The organism is Gluconobacter morbifer G707 (genome assembly GCF_000234355.1).
GTDB classification, from domain to species: domain Bacteria; phylum Pseudomonadota; class Alphaproteobacteria; order Acetobacterales; family Acetobacteraceae; genus Gluconobacter; species Gluconobacter morbifer.
Genome location: NZ_AGQV01000010.1, coordinates 222,029 through 242,811 on the forward strand (window position 1 = coordinate 222,029; position 20,783 = coordinate 242,811).

At 55.3% G+C, this 20,783-nt stretch carries 17 protein-coding genes; 13 read left to right on the plus strand and 4 right to left on the minus strand.

The window, feature by feature from the left end; all coding sequences use genetic code 11:
- Positions 1–69: 69 nt before the first annotated feature.
- Positions 70–1,089, plus strand: a complete 1,020-nt coding sequence (locus GMO_RS11265) for a LacI family DNA-binding transcriptional regulator (protein ID WP_040509397.1) — start codon at positions 70–72, stop codon at positions 1,087–1,089.
- Between the two features lie 139 nt (positions 1,090–1,228).
- Here the strand turns inward: GMO_RS11265 and GMO_RS11270 are convergent, their stop codons facing one another.
- Positions 1,229–2,530, minus strand: coding sequence for a carbohydrate porin (locus GMO_RS11270; protein ID WP_139064452.1), 1,302 nt, complete (start codon positions 2,528–2,530; stop codon positions 1,229–1,231).
- Positions 2,531–3,268: 738 nt separating this feature from the next.
- Between GMO_RS11270 and GMO_RS11275 the strand changes: the two genes are divergently transcribed.
- The 5 genes from GMO_RS11275 (at position 3,269) to GMO_RS11295 (ending at position 8,811) form a co-directional block, all read left to right on the plus strand.
- Positions 3,269–3,784, plus strand: a complete 516-nt coding sequence (locus GMO_RS11275; protein WP_245528480.1) for a GlcG/HbpS family heme-binding protein — start codon at positions 3,269–3,271, stop codon at positions 3,782–3,784.
- Positions 3,785–3,857: 73 nt separating this feature from the next.
- Positions 3,858–4,532: a sugar dehydrogenase complex small subunit gene (locus GMO_RS11280; protein ID WP_083813664.1), complete on the plus strand. Its 675-nt coding sequence runs from the start codon at positions 3,858–3,860 to the stop codon at positions 4,530–4,532.
- 2 nt (positions 4,533–4,534) lie between these two features.
- A complete protein-coding gene (locus GMO_RS11285) occupies positions 4,535–6,193 on the plus strand; it encodes a GMC family oxidoreductase (RefSeq protein ID WP_008852540.1) in 1,659 nt (552 codons plus the stop codon).
- A complete protein-coding gene (locus GMO_RS11290) occupies positions 6,190–7,617 on the plus strand; it encodes a cytochrome c (protein ID WP_008852541.1) in 1,428 nt (475 codons plus the stop codon). Before GMO_RS11285 ends, GMO_RS11290 begins: the two co-directional genes overlap by 4 nt.
- Positions 7,618–7,662: 45 nt before the next feature.
- On the plus strand, positions 7,663–8,811 hold the full coding sequence (locus GMO_RS11295; RefSeq protein ID WP_008852542.1) for a lactonase family protein: 1,149 nt from the start codon (positions 7,663–7,665) through the stop codon (positions 8,809–8,811).
- 288 nt (positions 8,812–9,099) lie between these two features.
- Here GMO_RS11295 and GMO_RS11300 read toward each other — a convergent pair whose 3' ends face one another.
- Both GMO_RS11300 and GMO_RS11305 read right to left on the minus strand, forming a co-directional pair.
- The gene (locus GMO_RS11300; protein ID WP_008852543.1) at positions 9,100–10,395 is read right to left on the minus strand and encodes a Zn-dependent hydrolase; all 1,296 of its coding nucleotides are present in this window, start codon (positions 10,393–10,395) and stop codon (positions 9,100–9,102) included.
- Between the two features lie 36 nt (positions 10,396–10,431).
- Positions 10,432–10,857 carry a VOC family protein gene (locus GMO_RS11305; RefSeq protein ID WP_008852544.1) on the minus strand — a complete coding sequence of 142 codons (426 nt, stop codon included), beginning with the start codon at positions 10,855–10,857 and terminating at the stop codon, positions 10,432–10,434.
- A gap of 198 nt (positions 10,858–11,055) precedes the next feature.
- Here GMO_RS11305 and GMO_RS11310 point away from each other — a divergent pair, with 198 nt between their 5' ends.
- Positions 11,056–11,925: a LysR family transcriptional regulator gene (locus tag GMO_RS11310; RefSeq protein ID WP_008852545.1), complete on the plus strand. Its 870-nt coding sequence runs from the start codon at positions 11,056–11,058 to the stop codon at positions 11,923–11,925.
- Between the two features lie 167 nt (positions 11,926–12,092).
- Positions 12,093–13,421, plus strand: coding sequence for a CapA family protein (locus GMO_RS11315; protein WP_008852546.1), 1,329 nt, complete (start codon positions 12,093–12,095; stop codon positions 13,419–13,421).
- Positions 13,422–13,428: 7 nt separating this feature from the next.
- Here GMO_RS11315 and GMO_RS11320 read toward each other — a convergent pair whose 3' ends face one another.
- Positions 13,429–14,319: a LysR family transcriptional regulator gene (locus tag GMO_RS11320; protein ID WP_008852547.1), complete on the minus strand. Its 891-nt coding sequence runs from the start codon at positions 14,317–14,319 to the stop codon at positions 13,429–13,431.
- Positions 14,320–14,581: 262 nt separating this feature from the next.
- Here GMO_RS11320 and GMO_RS11325 point away from each other — a divergent pair, with 262 nt between their 5' ends.
- The 5 genes from GMO_RS11325 to GMO_RS11345 are packed head-to-tail and all read left to right on the plus strand — an operon-like array spanning position 14,582 to position 20,778.
- Positions 14,582–17,089: a TonB-dependent receptor plug domain-containing protein gene (locus GMO_RS11325; protein ID WP_139064453.1), complete on the plus strand. Its 2,508-nt coding sequence runs from the start codon at positions 14,582–14,584 to the stop codon at positions 17,087–17,089.
- Positions 17,090–17,115: 26 nt separating this feature from the next.
- Positions 17,116–18,369, plus strand: a complete 1,254-nt coding sequence (locus GMO_RS11330) for an MFS transporter (RefSeq protein WP_008852550.1) — start codon at positions 17,116–17,118, stop codon at positions 18,367–18,369.
- On the plus strand, positions 18,366–19,007 hold the full coding sequence (pxpB, locus tag GMO_RS11335) for a 5-oxoprolinase subunit PxpB (RefSeq protein WP_008852551.1): 642 nt from the start codon (positions 18,366–18,368) through the stop codon (positions 19,005–19,007). Before GMO_RS11330 ends, pxpB begins: the two co-directional genes overlap by 4 nt.
- Positions 19,004–19,975 (plus strand): 5-oxoprolinase subunit C family protein, encoded by a 972-nt coding sequence (locus GMO_RS11340; protein WP_008852552.1) that lies wholly within the window; start codon positions 19,004–19,006, stop codon positions 19,973–19,975. The genes pxpB and GMO_RS11340 overlap by 4 nt, the downstream gene beginning before the upstream one ends.
- 38 nt (positions 19,976–20,013) lie before the next feature.
- Positions 20,014–20,778, plus strand: coding sequence for a LamB/YcsF family protein (locus GMO_RS11345; RefSeq protein WP_008852553.1), 765 nt, complete (start codon positions 20,014–20,016; stop codon positions 20,776–20,778).
- Positions 20,779–20,783: the final 5 nt, after the last annotated feature.

The window sequence follows — 20,783 nt, forward strand, 5'->3', positions numbered from 1 at the left end:
CAGGTTTCTCGAACGGCCTGCTTTAAGATGATTACAATCTATTCCTATCGGTAAGGACAGTTGAACAGTATGAGCAGGCGGCAGAAAACAGTAACTCTCAACTCCGTTGCAGTTGAAGCAGGGGTCTCGCGAGCTACTGCGTCTCTGGTTCTGCGAGAAAGTCCGCTTGTCTCTTCCGAAACTCGCAGCCGCGTCCTCGCCGCCATGGACACACTTGGATATATCTATAACCGGGGCGCCGCCAATCTTCGCGGACGTAAAAGCGGGACGATCGGACTTGTCCTGTGCGATGTCGGCAATCCGTTCTACAGCAAGCTGATGCTCGGTATCGACGAAGTTATCGTTGACGCCAACGTCATTGCCGTTCTGGTCAACAGCGCCAACAATCCTGAAAGGCAATTCAGGCAGATCCGACAGTTGCGGGAACATGGTGTCGATGGCCTGATTATCTGTCCCGCGATCGGCACCCCCGATACCCTTCTGGAAGAAACGGAGAAACTCAATCTTCCCTGCGTACAGGTACTGCGTCATGTCTCGCCCATAAAAGGCGATTATGTTGGTCCCGATTACGCGGAGGGAACCTCTCTTGCGGTCAAACACCTCATTAAGCACGGAAGAAAAAAGATCGTCTTCCTGGGAGGAGAGCCTGTCCATTCCGCAGCCCGTGAACGGCTTGAAGGTTTCAGAAAAACACTCAAGCGGCACAATCTGGAACACGATCTGATCATTCAGACCAATATCCAGGACCTTGCGGATTATGGAAACCTTCCAGATCTTCTGGCATCCACCAACCCTCCGGATGCCGCCATCTGCTATAATGATATGATAGCTCAGTCTCTCATAGGCTATTTTCTGGCACACGGGAAAATGCCCGGTCGGGACTTTGCCATTATCGGAGCCGACAACATTCCGCAGGCGGCCACCTCTTTCCCACCTCTTACGACAATCGTAACGGACCCGGTCGGAGTGGGACGCAATGCCGCACGACTTCTTTTGGATCGCATCAACGCTCCCAGCATAACCTCCACCCGCATCCTTGTTTCCGGACAACTGATGATACGGCAGAGCTGTGGCGGACCGATTTCCTGAAAAATAAAGCATTCCTAACGAATCCTGCCTTATTTCTTCCGGCGTCTCGCACACAGACCTATAGGAAAACTTCAGGAGGTTTTCTCCCAAAGCGATTATCGGCCACGAAATCAACATAGCATCACTCCTATAGAACGATCTAAAAGAAAGATACATAGGATTTGAAGCCGAGCATTGCCGAATTTCTCAATCCTACCTGACCATTGGGATTCATATAATACTGGAAGTCCGGCCTAAAGGTGACGCCACGCATGACATATATGGAATAGTCGACTTCCAGAACTTCAGCATTAGTCTGCACACCCGTCGCATGATTAGGCATTCCAGAATATTTCCCTGCCTTGACCATTGCCAGCGTTGTGTCTCGCGTTCCCGGGGCGATACTTACATACGAAAATGCAACACCAAATGAATCTTGCGGCCGCCCAGGGATCAGACCCTGACTTATAAGAGCGCCGTATACTTCAAAATCACGCACTGCAGTATGTGGAGAGTTGTAGATATATCCTCCCATAAACGTCAGCCCGCTCGATTTCGGCCTGTGGGAATAGGCCATCAATTTTTGATCAAACATGAAATATGTCTGCCAGGAAGAATTTCGCATTAACTGCGTCCCACCATAAACATAATAGGATTGACCTATTGTGTTGTAATAATTATCCGGTCGGCGCACGTCATCATAAACAAATCCCAGCTTATAATGCCCCGGCAGGTCATGATGGGCACCAAAATGAGGCTCCCACTGTGCTTCTACAGGAATTTCATACCCAACAATATTTGCTCCATTGAGTTTGAATCCAGTTCTATGCTCGGCATCCATATAAATCCCATTTTCAGCGAAATAAACACCTGCCTGAATATAGAGATCTTTCCTCGGGCGCCCTTTCATACGAAAGGCCCAGGTCGAGGCGGGATAACTCCCATAATATGTACTGTCTGCTGCGGCTTTGGGGCGACCACAAAAGGAATTGTTCTGGAAGCTGCAGAATATGGGACTGGAAGCAAAATCAGACATCTGAGACATACGCCCTCCTGCAATAAGCAAACGGCCGCCAAGCAGACTCTCTTCACCATATAGAGAAACAAGATGAACAACGACATTTCCACCGCCGCCATAAATTTCAGAACTATGGGCAAGCCAGTCACCGAACATTCTGTTCGCAGTAGTACCGTATCTCCCTACAGTCGTCATATGCGTCACGAACCCTTTGACATTAGCCAGATGCTCCCAGTCGATTGTTAAATTTGCTGAATACTGCCCAGCATTACTAGAACCACGCCGGTAATTTGTGTAATGGGGCCCTCGTGTAGGAGCCTGCAACGCGCCTGCGTATTCATTGGTATTATCGACATGAAAACCAATTCCGTGTTTTCGAAGCCACGTTGTCATTCCAAAGGGATCCTGAAAAATCGATGGTGGCCCTTCAGTAATTGGAGACATTCCCGTTCCAGGTGGCGTAAGGGGTGGCGCGGGATAGGGTGTAAAAAATCCTGGCGGGATGTCCGCCTGAGGGGGGGCATTCTGTTGAACCGAGTTTAGTGGTGTCGAAGCATTCTGCTGAGGACCAAGGGTTTGGGTTTGGGTTTGGGTTGGGGTTGGGGTTGGGGTTGGGGGCACCCCTTTCGCAAAAAGATCCGAGTCAAAACAAAGAAAAGATGTCAATAAAATAGAATATAATAATATACACCTAAGATGTTTTCTTTTTTTACGACCTCCTCCTGAACATCTTTTTTGGACAAGATATTTTAACATTTCCGTTCCAATGAACATTCTCATTTTTAGACTCAGTACCAGTCCTTCTTAGATTGCGAATCATGGACTTAGTACTTCGGCTCGCTTTCAAGGAGCGGAATGCCACAGAAAATCTTCGCTTCCCAGACAACGCCGCATCACGAAATCCGTGAAGTTCCTTTTTAAAAAATTTAAAATGGAAAAAATATTTTTAGATCGGTTTAAAAAATGCTTTTTCCATCGCGCCAAAAAATCATGGTTTTCCATTGGGATAAGATAAAATGTCCCAATTTTGTGAGGAAAAATCCCCTGCCATATTTTGAATTTTAAAAGGCTATTATCGCAATATTTCACAATATAGTGAATTAGAGCGATCTAGTTGAGCTTTTGTTTCCCGTGGCAAATGCCCTTCAGACGTTACGCAATATGACCCGAAAGGTTAGCCACGTGCTGCGATTCAAGAATGTATCCGCAAAGACCAATCGTGGGCTTTTACGCAGAGTCGGCTGTGCAATGTTCCTCGGGACCATTTTCTTTCCCGGCTTGAGCCAGGCAGGGAATTCCTTTTCCGGGAACCTTTCGCTCAATCAGGCGCGCAATCTGGCACAAGTCGCTGAAAACCGAGCTGCATCTAACCATACCGCCATTGTCGTGACAGTGGTGGACGCATCCGGACAGATTCTTCTGACAGAACGCATGCCCGGGGCTCAGTTGGCCAGTCTTGAACTCTCAGAACGCAAAGCCATTAGCGCAATTTTCTACAAACGGCCCTCTTCCGCCTTCGAGACAGCTCTTGCAGGCGGAAAAATGGCAGTACTTGCCCTCCCCCACGCCATGCCGGCTGGCGGCGGTGTGCCCATCTTCCGTGATGGCCAACTTACAGGAGCCATAGGCGTAAGCGGCGGCAACAATACCCAGGACAGCGATGCAGCCAACACTGCTGTGAACGCCCTGAAATGGTGAACAGACCGGAAAAGGAACGTTCCGTGACAAGATTGCACACTGTTTCATTTTCACCCGGCGAAGGATTTACGATATGAGCAGAAACAGCCTCTCATCATCTGAATGCCCCGTCCCAAAAACTGCACTGAGCCGCCGATCTCTCTTGTTCGGCACCATCATCGGAAGTGTTTCGGTGGCTGTGGGTAATTCTTTGCTTGGCAGCGATTGCGCACAGGCAGCGACACCATTTGATACGGCTTTCCTGCAGATTTCCGAGGCTATTACAGGCCGTACCAATCTGGATCCAGTGATCAGCAGCCGGTTATGCGCGGCGATGCAGGCGACCTTTCCCGGTTATGATGAGACGATCCGCAAACTCTCTTCACTCGTGTCATCAGGTGGCCAGCCTCAGGACATTCTTGATCGCTCGGGTGATCTGAGAAAGGCTGTACTGGCGCTTAATGCTGCCTGGTACACCGGCTCCGTGGAGGACAAAACGAATGCCCCCATGGTCAGCTATTACAATGCCTTGATGTATCAACCCACAAAAGACGCTCTCCCGGTCCCGACTTATTGCTTCGCAAAGCCGGGGTGGTGGACTGAAGCGCCTCCTGCGCTCGACATTGCGCTTCACGCGCCTCTTCCCGCCACTCCGCCGGCTCCTGTTCCACAGGGCGTAGAAAGCAAGACACCTCCGCAAACGCCGCCGCTGAAAACCATCAAACCCGCCTCTCCCCCTTACATTCCTTCCCCACATCAGGAGCACTGACCGTGGCTAAACCAGAGTTTCTGTCTTCCGGTGATGTTTCTGCCGATGTCGTTGTCGTTGGTTCCGGCGTTGTAGGCGGCATGATTGCGAATGAACTGGCTACTGCCGGTCATTCCGTTGTCATTCTCGAAGCAGGTCTTCGCCTCAAACGCTCCCAGTACGTGGAAAACTGGCGAAACATGTCGTTTCACAACAGGCTCCACTCTGATTTCCAGGGTCTTTATCCGCAGTCCCCCCTGGCGCAGGCGCCCCTGTACTTTCCACCCAATGACTATGTCGGCCTCTCCGGCCCCAATGGCTCCGCTTTCAAGCAGGGTTATCTCCGGACCGTAGGAGGAACAACCTGGCATTGGGCAGCATCCTGCTGGCGGCATCTTCCAAGCGATTTCGAAATGAAATCGCGTTACGGCGTAGGTCGTGACTGGGCCATTTCCTACAATGACTTAGAGCCCTATTACTGCCGGGCAGAAGAGGAAATGGGAGTTTCCGGCCCCCACGACAAAAGCCTGCAATCTCCTCCTGAACGCAGCCGCCCCTATCCGCGGGATATGATTCCTTTCGGTTACGGTGATCGTCGCGTGGCAGAGATCGTCAATCCACACGGCTTTCATCTCGTTCCCATCCCACAGGGTCGGAGCATGGAACCGTTCGGCGATCGTCCCGCATGCTGCGGCAATAATAACTGCCAGCCCATCTGCCCGATCGGCGCCATGTACAACGGCATCCAGCACATCGACAAAGCAGAAGCTCACGGCGCCGTGACCATTGCCGAAGCGGTGGTCTATCGCATCGATACTGACGAAAACAACCGTGTAACGGCAGTTCACTGGTACGATGCCCACCGGCAATCCCATAAGGCTTCCGGGAAAACCTTCGTTCTGGCCTGCAACGGCATTGAAACCCCGCGCCTCCTGCTCCTTGCAGCCAACCACCGCAACCCGAACGGAATTGCCAATTCATCCGATCAGGTAGGCCGCAACATGATGGACCACTCGGGCGTCCACGCATCCTTCCTTGCCAATGAACCACTCTGGTTCGGACGTGGACCTGCACAGAGCAGCTGTATCGTTGGTCCCCGTGACGGGGATTTCCGGCGTGAATACTCAGCTAGCAAGATGATTCTCAACAACATCAGCCGCGTCGCTCCGGCCACAGAACAGGCACTGAAGCTGGGTCTCGTAGGCAAGGATCTGGATAACGAAATCCGACGCCGCGCTGCCTGTGGTGTCGATCTGTCCATCAGTCTCGAACCTCTGCCCGATCCCGACAACCGCCTTACCCTTAGCAAAACCCGTAAGGACCCGCTTGGACTGCCCTGCCCTGACATCCACTATGACGTAGGGGATTATGTGCGCAAAGGACTCGATGCGGTCAATACACAGGTCAAGACCATCGCCGGCCTGTTCGGCGGAACCGAGCTTCACATCACTACTGACTACAACGCCAACAATCATATCATGGGCGGCACCATCATGGGCCACGACCCGAAGAATTCCGTGGTGGATGGAAATTGCCGGACGCATGACCACCCTAATCTGTGGCTGCCTGGTGGCGGGGCCATGCCTTCGGCAAGCGTCGTTAACACCACGCTCAGCATGGCGGCTCTCGGCCTGAAGGCCGCTGACTCCATCAAGAATGCCTTTGCACGGGGGCTTGCATGATGCAAAAACCCCTTGGCCTTCTGGCTCGGCTCGCTTATCCGGCCCTCGCCGCCTCAGTCCTGTTCCCTGCCTTTGCAGCGAATGCCCAGAGCGTCAGCGCCGACACGATAGTGGCAGAACGTGGACATTACCTTGCGATCGCAGCCGACTGTGCGGCGTGTCACACGGCACCCGGTGGTGGAAAGGCATTTGCTGGAGGATATGGCATAGCGTCTCCACTTGGATCGATCTATTCCACCAATATCACGCCCTCAAAAGAACACGGCATCGGCAATTACACGGAGGAGGAATTCGCGCACGCTCTCAGGGAAGGGATAAGACGTGATGGTGCCCATCTTTACCCGGCGATGCCTTACACGTCCTATACCAAGCTGACCGATGAAGACGTCCATGCCCTGTACGTCTATTTCATGACGAGCGTGAAACCGGTCGAAAGCACCCCCCAGAAAACGGCTCTACCATTCCCATATAGCATCCGTGCCTCCATGGCCGTGTGGAACGTTCTTTTTTTGGACGATACGCGGTTCAAATCTGACCCTGCCAAATCCGCAGAAGTAAACCGGGGACACTACCTGTCCTATGCGCTGGCGCATTGCGATACCTGTCACACGCCAAGAAACGCAATGATGGCGGAAACCGGCAGCAGTCCTCTTGCAGGCGCGTCACTGTCCTCTTGGTACGCTCCCAATATTACCTCCGATCCACACAGCGGCATCGGAGACTGGAGCAATGAGGATCTTTTCCGTTATCTCAAGACAGGCGACGTTCCCGGCAAAGCTCAGGCCGGAGGCCCCATGGCGGAAGCGATCGAGCATAGCTTCCAGTACCTGAACGACAATGATCTTCGCGCCATTGTAGCCTATATCAAGCAGGTTCCAGCCATTTCAGACGCCAAAGACGCAGCACCTCGTGAAAGTTATGGAAAGACTTCCAATCGCGAGGCTGCATATCGCGGCCTTTCCGTCGGAAAAGTGAGCCATGGGGAGTATCTTTTTTCCGGTGAATGCGCAGCCTGTCACCGTCCCAGCGGACAAGGAAGCCCTGACGGATACTATCCGCAACTTTTCCATAACACGGCTGTTGGCGCTCCCATCGCAGACAATCTGATCACAACGATCCTCATGGGGGTTCGGCGCGAAGTCCATGGTCATACGACCTACATGCCAGGTTTCGGCCAAGGTTCTTATGTCGACTCTCTTTCCGATCAGGACATCGCCGACATCAGCAATTACGTTGAGCAAACCTTTGGCAATCCGAACGTCAAGGTCACGCCTGATGACGTGAAGCTCATCCGGTCTGGTGGTCCCAAACCCCTCATTGCCCAGCTCGGCGCGTTTACCGTCCCGGCGATGATCATAGCGGCCCTGATTATAGCCGCGGCAATCCTCTTCCTCATTCGACGTTCGCGCAGGACGCAAGCCTGAACCCACAAATTCCTCCTGTCTAACGCCCTTCAGGACGCACAAGAGATGAAAAAAAGCAGCCTTCTGGCATATGTTGCGGCTCTGGCCGTAGCTTCGCCTCTCCATGCCCAGACTGTCGTTTCGGCCAATGATGCCCATTCCATCCTGCGCAATGGCGTACAGGTCATTCCCAAGCCGACCGTTCCGGATTCTCTGTCAATTCTGGAAAAAACAAGCGACGGAATCTGGAAAGTCAAAACCAGCATTGACGTACCGACCAGCGTCATCGGACCGCCTACTGCCGTTGCGTTCAGCCCGGATAAAAAAACGGTTGTCGTTTCAGCCGCCTCTAAAGCTGACCTGAATACCAACAAAATTGTTCCCGACGACCAGATCACCGTGATCGACATCTCGGGCAGCACCCCGAAAGTCGTACAACAGGTATCCTCTGCGCCGGGTGCCACCACCTTGCGCTTCACGCCGGATGGTCAACACCTGCTGGTCGCCAATGGCAAATCCGGCGTGCTGACCTGGTTCAGATTCGCTCATCAGAGCCTGAGCAACCGGAAAGTCATTTCGCTTCCCGTCTCCGGGTTCCCTGGTGGCCTTGCAATCCTGCCCGATGGGAAACGGGCATTGGTCAGTCTCTGGCAGGCAGATAGAGTTTACACACTCCACATTCATGGAGATGACATTTCCGTTGACCCTACTCCCCTGCCCATCAAACCCGGACCGTGGAATATCCATCTCAGTAAAGATGGTCATTATGCCGTCATGGGAATGCTCGGTCACGGCGAAGGTCTGCCCGGAGCACTTTCCGTTCTGGATGTGAGTGCAGATCCGGTGAAGGAAATACAGAGGGTACCCGTGCCGAACGCACCGGAAGGGCTCGATTTTTCGCCAGATGGCCAGTATGTCGCCGTCGTCTCACAAAACGGATCTGCTCTTGCTCCATCCTCTCCACGCTATCATGACCGCGGAATCGTCACGGTGTTCTCATTCCGGGACGGACACCTGAACCAGCTGGCACAGGTACCGGGTACATTATGGCCTCAGGGGCTGGCATTTTCTCCTGACGGCAAAAACATTCTCGTACAGGGCGTCATGGATCGCAGTCTCCTGACACTGGGATGGAACGGAACTCGGCTCAGCACAATCGGCGCATCTCCACTCCCGGGTGGCGGGGCTGATCTGGAAAGGACTCCATCCTGGTAATTCCCACCAGGACATTTTGGTTGGGTGCTCCCTTTTTGCTGCTCTTCGCGCGGAGCAGAGAGGCCTGTCCTCCCTCACTTTCAGGGCCAGCGCATAGTCCCTGATTGTTTGGGCAAACCACGCATCCGTAAAAGACTGGTGGCAAGGCAGGCAGCGCATTTTTCAACTCGAAACAAGCAGACTGCAAGAAACCTGCGACAAAACTGGAAGAAAATCCCGGAGGCTCAAAGGCCTTCGGAAATCATGGCAAACAGAACTGCAAGGCACGTTACCCAGAGCTCTGCGAGGTTATGCTCCCGCGCGTTTGCGAAGCAGCCGCTCCAGTAGGCCTACCCCTTGCATGAAGTCATCCATTTCCATGCTTTCATCCGGATTATGGCTCCCATTGGCATTCCGCACAAACAGCATTTCCGTCGGAACACCCTGACCTGCGAATACCGCCGCATCGTGCCCTGCACCGCTTGGCATCAAGAGGACAGGAAGCCCCATCTTTGCCGCCAATACCTGCGTCTGGGCCTGAAGAGTTTCATCCATGACGGCGGGAGTACTGCAGGTCCGTGGCCCCAGATCCACCCGAACATGATAGTCCGCCTCCACGCGCCGCGCCTGTGCGATGACAAGCGCATTCATGCGTTCCAGCAAGCTTTCGTCCCGGGAACGGATATCGATCACAAGTTCCAGCCACCCCGGAACCGCAGCGAAATTGGCCTGAGCCGGATCGGTCTGGCAGACGCCGAATGTGAGGGTCATTTCTTCACCGGCGGCTTCTATTTTTTGCCAGCCATCATGCAGCGCCATCATCATGCTTGCCCCCGCCATGACAGCATCGGAGCGGAAACGACGTGGCGTCGCACCGGAATGAGCGTACTGTCCGTGGATAACGGCCGAACGATAACGCGTACTGCCACAGATACCCGTTACGATCCCGACCGGAATACCCGCTTCCAGAAGAACAGGCCCCTGTTCAATGTGAAGCTCGACGAAACTGTCTATTTTTGCTGGATCCAGAACTGAAGCCCGGCCACACAGATTGGGTTCTGCTCCACATGCCAACATATGCTGGCGCAGACTAACACCGTCATCACTCCGCGGCGTATCGAGCGTAGAAGAATCAAGCTGCCCGAACGCCGTACGGCTTCCCAGATAAGAAAGAGGGAACCAGACACTTTCTTCAGCCCGTGTCACGATCAGCGTCGTATCCCGCTCCGGGTGAAAGCCGGCTTTCACCCAGGCACATAGAACCAGTAACCCGGCCACCGCCCCGGCGGCGCCGTCGAAATTTCCTCCACAGGGAACAGTATCAACATGCGATCCCGTCATGACGACAGGCAGGGCCCGGTTACGTCCCGGTAGCGTGAGGAAAAGATTGGAAGCCCAGTCCTGGCGGATCTCAAGACCGTACTCGCGGGCCGTATCCATAAACAGGGCATGCGCAAGATTTTCCTCCTGCCCGTAGGAGGGACGGGTCATGCCACGGCCGTCAAAGCCGATGTCATGCAGACGACCAAAAAGATGCTCCCCAAGGCCGATATCAGGTACGGGGATGGAAATGGCATCCGTCTCATTTACAGCAGAGCTGGGCATGGGTGATCCTTTGTCTGTCCTGGTCGAAAACATGCCTTACTGCCTAGCAAAAAGCTGCTCCATGTTGGCAAACGCCTTGAACTCCAGGGCATTGCCGGCCGGATCAGAAAAGAACATCGTCGCCTGCTCGCCCGGCAGCCCCACGAAGCGGATATGAGGTTCCACTCCGAATGTGACATCATGATTACGGACGCGCTCCGCCAGGGCTTTCCAATCATCCATATCGAGGACGACGCCAAAATGGGGGATGGGTACATTATGCCCATCAACAGCGCCTGCCCCGCTCCCAGAAGAACGGCATGCGTCCGGAATCAGATGCGTGACGATCTGATGGCCGTAGAGATCAAAGTCGATCCAGGACTCCGTACTACGTCCCTCGGCGCAACCAAGAACGGTGCCATAAAAAATCCGTGCCGCATCGAGATCATCGACCGGAAAAGCAAGATGAAACGGGTTGACCATGACTGCACCGTGACTTTGGAAAAATCTGTTCCTATCATGTCCGCCTCCGAAACAGTCATATGATTATATAGCTCCAGACAATAGCAATTCTTATGTCTGGAGCCCCACCTATACGGCGATTGGCAGATCCCGTACTACGATCAGAGCTGGATCTTGACCTGTCATGCAGGTCTTTCGAGAATGGAAAGACACGCTCAGTTGGACACGCGTTTTCTGGAAAGCTTTATCGCCATTGTGGAACGGGGTTCCATTGCTGATGCCGCCCGTCAGCTTGGCCTGACGCCTACTGCCGTGGCGCAACGCGTCAAAGCGCTCGAAGAGCAGATTCGGCAGCCACTTCTGGTCCGGGCCGGACGTACAGTCACTCCCACCACCGCAGGTCTGGCCATCATCGAAAAAAGTCGTGTGCTCATCAAGGGCATCGAGGAAATCAAGGCTATTGCTTCACGGAACGAATTTGCGGGAGAGTTGCGGATTGGCGCAATCTCTACCGTACTGACCGGCATCCTGCCGTTCGTGCTGCGTAAATTCTTTCAGGACTATCCGCAGATCGACCTGCATGTCACACCCGGGCAATCCATCAAACTTTACCATAGCGTCATGGAAGGACAGCTTGATGGCGCCCTGATCGTAGAGCCTCCCTTTTCCATTCCCAAGACATGCGAATGGAAAAGACTTCTCTCGGAACCACTAATTCTTCTCGTTCCTGAAAGCTGTCTCGAGACAGATCCCCTGAAAATCCTCAAGGAAAACATCTTTCTGCGTTACGACCGCAAACAATGGGGCGGCCGCATCGCAGATGCCTTCCTTAAAGAGAACCGGATTTTTCCCCGAGAGCAGCTCGAACTGGATTCACTGGAAGCGATTGCCCTGATGGTCAGTCAGGAAATCGGGGTCTCGCTTCTGCCTGACTGGCAGCCCCCTTGGCCCGAAGGCCTGAAAATCCGAAAGATCCCGGCGTCTCCAATACCTCCCAAACGTCATATCGGCTTTCTCTGCCTGCGGGCTTCTCCACATTTCCGGTTGCTCCGAAACATGCAGAATACTTTGGGCAACCGGAACCAATGAGAGATACTGCCCTGCGAGCCGGTCGGCCTTCCATACAATATTCCGGATAAACAATTTCACATCAGCAATGTGCATGCAATCTGAGACTGGATATATTATCAATCTTCCATAATCATGCTTTCAAAAAACGCATTCCTTCAAAACCACTACTTTTCCGGACTGTTCTGATGAAAATCTGCCTGACGGGTGACAGTATTCTCTTTCGGCAACTCAACAGCCGGACTGATCCCAGAATTTCTCCGCTTTTCGACATAATCCGTGCCTGCGACATCTCGTTCACCAATCTCGAACTGGTTCCGAACGATTTTGTCGGCGATCCGGCATTGGACATGGGCGGAACCCATTTCGGAGCATCCTCCTGGGTTCTGGACGAACTGAGCGAAGCTGGCTTTGACCTTTTTGCCGCAGCCACCAATCATTCGCTGGATTACAGCATCTCAGGTCTGCGCAAGACGCTGGATGCGCTGAACAGCCGCAAGCTGCGTTACGCCGGTATTGGCACTCATCTGGAGGATGCCCGCCGCCCGACCTACTTCACGCATCCTACCGGTACAGTGGCCATGATCTCCTGTACATCCACCTTCGCAAGAGGACAGGAAGCGGCGATGCAAACCCCGGTAATGCAGGGGCGTCCCGGTATCAATCCGCTGCGCTACAGCACCATGCACCATGTTTCCGCAGAAGAAATGGCCGCATTGCAAAACATTTACCGGAAACTTGGATTGCAGCGGGTCAAGGACGACAAGATCCAGCTGGGTTTTGCCTTCCCTGCTCCCGAAGGTGTCCTCGCCTTTGAAAACCTGAACTTTCGGACAGGTGATGAAACGAAGGTCACCACCACTCCGAACGCAACGGACGTCCAGGCCATAAGCCGCTGGATCGCCGAAGCGCGCATGGTTTCCGATACCGTAATCCTAAGCATTCATGCCCATGAAAGCGGCTACAACGACGACGGTCAGTTGGATGTCGAAATTCCGGCCGATTTCCTCGTCACCGCTGCCCGCCAGGCCATTGATGCGGGTGCGGATATTGTCGCCTGTCACGGCCCACATCTTTTACGCGGCATGGAGATCCATAACGGCAAACCCATCTTCTACAGTCTGGGCAACTTTATCGGGCAGAATGAACTCGTGGAGCGTCTTCCTGTGGAGTCCTATATGGCGAACCGCGTCAGTCCGGACCTGACACCTCATCAGCTCTACAAGGCCCGCAGCAACAACGACGCCAAGGGCTTTCCGGCCGAAACACGCTTCTGGGAAACGATCATGCCGACCGGTGTCTACAAGAACGGAAAGCTCGAAAGCCTGAAAATTCATCCGATCACTCTCGGCCTCAGCCCGGCTGCATATGTCCGCGGGGTTCCCTCTCTGGCGCGGGGAGAAGAAGGACGACAGATCCTGAAGAAATTTGCAGCCCTATCAGCGCCTTTTGGCACAATGTTCAGAATGGATGGCTCCGGCGACGCTCCTGTTCTTCTGTGGAAGGCGGAATCCTGAGCATACCTCAGGATATCAAGGACCGGGGCGGCGCATGGTCCCGGGAGGCCTCATTCAGATAACGGAGCAGTTCGTCCCGCCCTTCCACCATACGATCGCGCAGCGTCATGACGCCAACTTCCCGTGCAATCCGGTGCTCTCCCAGAGAAAGAACACGAATATTCGGAACGACGCTGACCGCAAAGATATAAGGAACGATCGAACAACCCATATTATTGGCGACCATCTGCAGGATCGTATGAAGCTCCTCCGTTTCGATGACCTGATGCGGAGAAATGCCCTGCGCTTTCAGAAAACGGTCGAGCGTGCGCCCACCAAAAGAACGGCTATCATAGCGGATGAAGGGTTGCGTCTCCAGGACCGCACGCCAGTCCTCGTTTTCCATCTGGGCCGGTACGACCATGACATAATCCTGCCTGACGATGGGATGCCACTGCATGTATGACATCAGACCAAAAGGTGGGCGGACGATCAGGGCAGCGTCCAGTTCACCCGCATCCAGCCGATCCAGAAGTCCCATCGAAAGCCCGGGAACAATCCGTACTTTCAGATCCGGGAGTTCGAGATGCAGCCTCGCAATGGCGGGAGTCAGCAGGCTGGTCTGAGCCGTTGAAATCGCTCCGATCCGCAGGAGCGTATTATCTGGCCTGATACGCGATATCCCCCGAAGCGCTTCAAAGGAGGCAAGAACATCCTCGACCTGGCACAGAATGCTGCTTCCTGCGGCCGTCAGCGTTACGGACCTTCCCGTGCGTTCAAAGAGATCATAGCCAAGCTCTTCCTCCAACCGTCGGATCTGGGCGCTGATTGCCGACTGAGTCAGACCGACAGCCCTGGCCGTTGCGGCAAAACTTTCCATCTGAGCTGCGATGACAAATGTTCTGAGTTCAGTAATCATGATTCAACAGACACAAAAATTTTTTCTCGACATGACTGTCTGACATTTTTTTTGCCATTCAAGGAAACCGTTCCTGACATTCCAGAGCAGCAAAGAATTTTGCAGCATCAGGACAGCGATTCTCCGCAGGAATCCCCAAAACCATGGATTCCATTTCCTGACAGGAACATTTTAGTTGCTGTTTCGTTATATGTATGATTTGCTCATGAAAAGCATATAATACCAGCTGCCCTGCCGCTTTCGGCAGGAAAAAGGGATGCCCATGAGCAAGTGTTTCGGACCCAAGGCTTTCCTGATGTGCGGTGCGACTTTCAGTACGCTCGTATCGTTCTACCCACCAGTGTTGGGTTCGACCGCCCGGGCAAAAACGCCGACACATTCCACCACGAAGATTCGCAGGCATACCGTGACGCCCCCGGCAAAAGTCACGGCAACGGGCACGTCCCGTGCCGCCCGCCGGACGTCAATCGTCTCGAAAGCCGCGCCGGAAGAAATGCGCGTCACAGGCACGGCATCCACCGGACAGTCCGTGATGAATACATCGACGCCAGTGCATAGCACCACACAGGTCACGGTCGTTTCCGGCAGCCAGCTTCTGGCGACCGGCCAGACAAATGTCATGCAGGCACTTGCACAGGCTTCCGCGGCCATTACGTCCCCGCCGCAGTCTGGCGTAGGCAATAGCGGCTTTATCCAGACCATGCAGCTTCGCGGACAATCAGCCGATGATACGCTGATCCTTGTCAACGGACATCGCCGTCATATCGGTGCGAACTTCAACGCCAATGCAGGTCCGAACTGGGGCACCGAGCCAACGGACATTTCGCTTATCCCGATTTCGGCTATTGACCATATCGAAGTCATCACGGAAGGTGCATCGGCTCTTTATGGTCAGGATGCGCTGGCCGGCGCTGTGAATATCGTTCTCAAACAGAAAACTCACGGTGGCTCGGTCAATTTCCAGAATAGCGGTTTCTATGCCGGTGACGGCCAAGCACTGAATGGCTATGCCGACTACGCAACAGCTCTTGGCAAAAGCGGCGGCTATCTCGATCTGGCGGCACAGGTCACCCACCAGTTGCCAACCAATCGCAGCGGTCTCTTTGTAGGACAGCTCTACCCGGTCGGAGATTCCAGAAACGAGACAGCAAATCGCGATGTGCAGCGCGGTCTGGGCATTCCGAAATCCACTCTGGAAACCCTGAGCGAGAACATGTCGGTCCCGGTAGGAGAAGGTCTCAATCTCTACAGCACATCGACATTCAGCCATCGTAAGGCGCATGTGGCCGAAACCTATCGGAGTGCCGGAAACAGCCTGACCGATATCAATCTGTGGCCTAACGGTGCGCAGCCCTATATCGGCATGGACCAGTACGACTTTGAAACAGACAACGGCATTAAGGCTCATAAATTCGGTTTTGCCTGGGACGCCTATGTCAATTATGGCCGTGATGATCAGGCATATTCAACCCTTGACAGCAATAACATTACCCTTGGGGATGCCAGCCCGCGCGATTTCTACGACGGCAAGACCATAACCTCTGAACTTTCAACCGGTTTGCGAGGCTCCCGTTTCTTCCATACATCGTGGCTTCCCAAACCGATCGCCCTGCGCTTTGGCGGTGAATACCGGCGGGACACCTTCCAGATGACTGGAGGAGAAGAGGACTCATGGATCGGACTGGGCGCAACAGATCATGCGGGCAACGTACCACTCGCCGTAACGAACCGTGGCCGTGATATTTATGACGGAAACGTCAATCTGGATTTCTACGTTACGAAAAAATGGGAATGGACCTTAGGTGGTCGTGCCACGAGCTACAGCCACCTTGCCACCGTCACAACGGGATCGATCGGAACGCGATACAATTTCAACAAGCACTGGGCGATCCGCGCCAGCATCAATACTGGTTACCGCCCGCCAACCCTTGGCCAGACCTATTATTTCTATAACGCGCCCTTCGCCAACTATGCCGTGGATCAGCTTCCCAACAGCAGTAATGCCGCAAAGGCGCTCGGTGCCGGCCATATCAAGGGCGAATATTCCCGCAACTACAGCATCGGTATCGATGCCACCCCGGTCAAGAACTGGAATGTTACCGCCAATCTCTATTACATCGCTATCAATGACCGTCTGGCCAGCACCACGACGCTTGGCGGCTCAGGCGTGGCTGACATTCTCGCCGCCTCAGGCCTGAACAACGTCACCTACGCATCGTATTACACGAATCCCATCAACACCCAGACCTATGGCGGCGACGTCGATACTAATTACACGCTGCACACCAAACGCGCGGGCACCTTCCGCTTCGACTTCACATTCAACTATTCTGACAACGAGATCCGCAGCCGCAACAAAACGCCGTCCGTGCTGGCCAATATGGGCCTGTCCACGTTCAACACCTATGCCGAAGAGATGCTTCTGCACTCTGCACCCAAGAACCGCGAAAATCTCTCGGTCAACTGGAATTACGGCAAATGGAACGTCATGGTACAGGAGCAACGCTACGGTTCCATCATCTTCCTCGCCAGCCCCACGGCAGCACCGATGGAACAGCGCCCGGCGTTCCTGACCAACATGTCCGTCAGCTACAAGATCCTACCAAGGTGGAGTGTGACGGTGGGAGCAAACAACCTTGGCAACAAATACCCGACCCGTGTCCCCAAGGCGACTGCCGCGCCGCTCTTCAATGAATACAAGTACGCCTATTACTCACCTTACGGTTTCAACGGCGGCATGTATTATATCCAGACAGGGTTGACCTTCTAAGACTTACCGGAAAAAGGCGCAGTTTCTTGCAGACAGTTTCCCAGACGGTTCCAGAAGATCGCCGGCCTTTCCGGTTCGTTATTTATGCCCTGACCATCGCCATGTGCGTGATCTGTTACGGAGACCGGGCTGCCCTGTCCGTGGGCATGCCCCAGATCGCACGCGAATTTGCCCTCACACCCGGGGAAACGGGCTGGGTCCTGTCCAGCTTCCTCTGGTCCTATTTCATTCTCAACCTTCCCGGCGCGATCCTTCTGGACCGCTTCGGGGTCCGTATCATCGGTGCGGCAGCGGTCGCGCTGTGGTCGATCGCCATGATCCTCGGCAGTCTGACCGCCACCGTCCCTGCCTTCATCGCCACCCGCATTCTTCTGGGCGTCGGCGAAGCACCTACCTTTGCTCTGGGCAACAAGGTTGTCCGGGCCTGGGCGCCCCTCCATGAACGGGGCCTCATGATGACTGCGTTCATCTGTGGCATTCCCATCGGACTGGCCTGTGGCGCCGCATCCGGCGGATGGCTCATCGCCCATTACGGCTGGCGTGCCGCGTTTTCACTCCTTGGCGCCCTGGGGCTGGGCTGGTCTGTGATCTGGCTTCTGATCCATCCCCGACCGATCCGCGGCACGACCACAACACCGTTCGCTCTGATCTCAGTGCCAACCCTGTTCCGCTCTCCGGCTTTCTGGGGCGTCGTGATTGCGCAGTGCTGCGCAAACTATGCCAACTTCCTGCTGATGTCCTGGCTGCCGATCATCATGCGCCAGACGCTGCATCTGAGTCTCGAACAGTCCGGAGCTTACACGGCATACTGTTATGTTGGTGCCGCCGTTCTCTCGATCACGGCAGGACGGATTGGCGAAACGCTTGTCCGTCGGTCGGATCTGGCGCGCGGCGCGCGGCGCAAGGTCGTATGCCTCTATCTCGTGCTGGCATCGATGATGGGCTTCCTTCCCCTCTGCAGCACGACAGGCACCGTCATTCCGCTTCTCGCCGTCTCCATGGCTTTCATGGCGGGTGGAACGGGTGCAAACATGGCCCTGCTGGCTGACCTGCTGGTGGAAGATGAGATCCTCGGCTCCGTCACCGGCCTGACACTGACCTTCTCCAACGGGCTCGGCATCCTGGCTCCCGTCATGACAGGCTATCTTCTGGAAGCCACCGGCAATTTCCATGGCGTCTTCTACATTACGGGCGTCATCATCCTGTGCGGCGCCCTTGCCGCCGCCCTCCTCCCACGACGTCCATTCCATGGCCGTCCCCAGCTGGATCACGCCACATGACACGCATTCACATGGCAGGCGCAGGCGGCCTTCTTCTGGATGCTGCCGATGGCCCGTTCAACAACACGACACAACGCCGCATCTGGGCCACCAGCCGCGAACTGAACACGCGACAGGACGTCGTCCAGACCATTCCGGGCGTGAACAACCTTCTTGTTATGTTCGATGCCGCCGAAACCGACCCGTCCGACATGGAAATTCTTCTTCGGGATATCTGGACCCGGGCCTCTGCCGAAAAGGTTCCCTCCCGCGAAATCGAGGTTCCCGTTGTCTATGGAGGTATCTTCGGCGAAGATCTTGCCACTGTAGCGCGGTTCGCGGGGCTGAGCGAGGAAGAAACCATTGCTGCCCATATGGCCGGCCGCTACAGCGTGGCCGCCATCGGCGCCATGGCGGGCTTTGTCTATCTGACCGGCCTTGATCCGCGACTGGCCATTCCCCGCCGGGATTCTCCGCGCCTGCGCGTAGAGGAAGGCGCCGTGGTCATCGGCGGCGGCCATGCCGGAATGATGCCCTGCACCTCACCGTCAGGCTGGCACATTCTTGGCCGGACGGATCTCTGCCTCTTTGACGCCTTCCGTCCCGAACCCGGCCTCCTGCGGCTGGGCGACACCATCCGCTTCGTGAGAGCCGCATGATCGAAATCCTGACGGGATCTTCCCTCAACACGATCCAGGACTTCGGTCGCCGCCATGCAATGGCCATGGGCGTGGCGCAGGGCGGTGCCATGGACCGTCTGGCGCTCAGCCACGGCAATCTGCTTCTCGATAACCCGGTAGATGCTGCCGGGATCGAGATCGTGTTCTTTCCTTTCCGTATCCGCTTCCACGCCGAAACCTCCTTCGCCGTCACCGGAGCCGCCTGCCCTGTCACGCTGGATACCCTGAAACTCCCTCGAGACTGGGCCATTACCGCCCAGCCCGGGCAGACACTGACCATACGGGCTCCGGAACAGGGAGCCCGGTGCTATCTGACAGTCCGGGGTGGTCTGGATGTGCCCTCAGTACTGGGCGCCCGTTCGACTGACCTGAAAGGTGGCTTCGGCGGCCTTGCGGGACGGGCACTCCAGAAAGGTGACCGTCTTGCCTGCATGCCCGCCGGTACGCTCCGCCTGCCCGCCGCAGGATACGGCCTCTCCCACCCATGTCCGCTACCTTCCGCAGACGGCACATATATCCGCGTTCTGCCCGCTGCCGAGCATGACGTTTTTACACCCGAAAGCCTGCAGACCTTCCAGACGGCATCCTGGACCCTCACGCCCAGCGCCAACCGGATGGGCTATCGACTGGAAGGCCGGGACAGGCTGGAACTGACACGCTCGCTCAGCCTGTTTTCCCACGGCATCCTGCCCGGAACCGTTCAGGTTCCACCTGCGGGACAGCCGATCATCCAGATGATGGATGCCAATACCTGCGGTGGTTATCCCAAGATCGCCACCGTCATCGAACCGGATCTGCGCCTGCTGTCCCAGACAGCCATCGGCGCTTCGGTCCATTTTCAGGAAATCACGCGCGATGAAGCGGTTCAGGCCATCCGTCAGGAAGCCGCGAACCTGCGCGTGCTCGCTGCGGAGATTTCCAGACTTCGCACACAGCTCGTTTTCTGAAGCCTCATCCTGTTTTCATGTCCGGGAGTTCCCACACCATGACCGCCAAGACAATCGATCTGAACGCCGATCTGGGCGAGAGCTTCGGCCACTACACGATGGGAAATGACAGCGCGATGCTGGACATCGTGACCTCTGCCAACGTCGCCTGCGGTTTCCATGGGGGTGATCCGGAAGTCATGGCCGAGACGTTCAGGATCGCCCGGGAAAAAGGGGTCTCCGTCGGCTCACACCCCGGCTTTCCGGATCTGTGGGGCTTCGGACGCCGTGTCATGCCCTTCACCCCGGCGCAGATCGAACGGATCGTGGCCTACCAGATGGGCGCGGCCCAGGCGCTCGCCACCTATTCGGGCCATCGCATGACCTATATGAAAACCCATGGCGCCTTGGGCAACCTTACCGAACGCGATCCTGCCGTCGCCGAAGCCATCGTGAATGCGGTCAAGGCCGTGGACCCGAACCTCCCCATCATGGCCATCGCCCTGAGCCATCTTGAGCGCATCGGCCGCGAGCGGGGTTTGACCGTATTCTCGGAAATCTTCGCAGACCGTGCCTATACGGAAGACGGACATCTCGTATCCCGCAAGGAGCCGGGCGCTGTTCTGCATGATGCGGATTTCGCAGCCGCACGCGCCGTCCGGATGGTGCAGGCCGGAGCCATTGAAACCACCTCCGGAAAGATGCTGTCCACACGCATCGATACGATCTGCGTGCATGGTGACAATGCGGAATCCGTCGAGGTCGCACGCAAGGTCCGCTCGGGCTTCGAAACCGCCGGCATTGCCGTACGTGCCCTGACCTGAAGCAG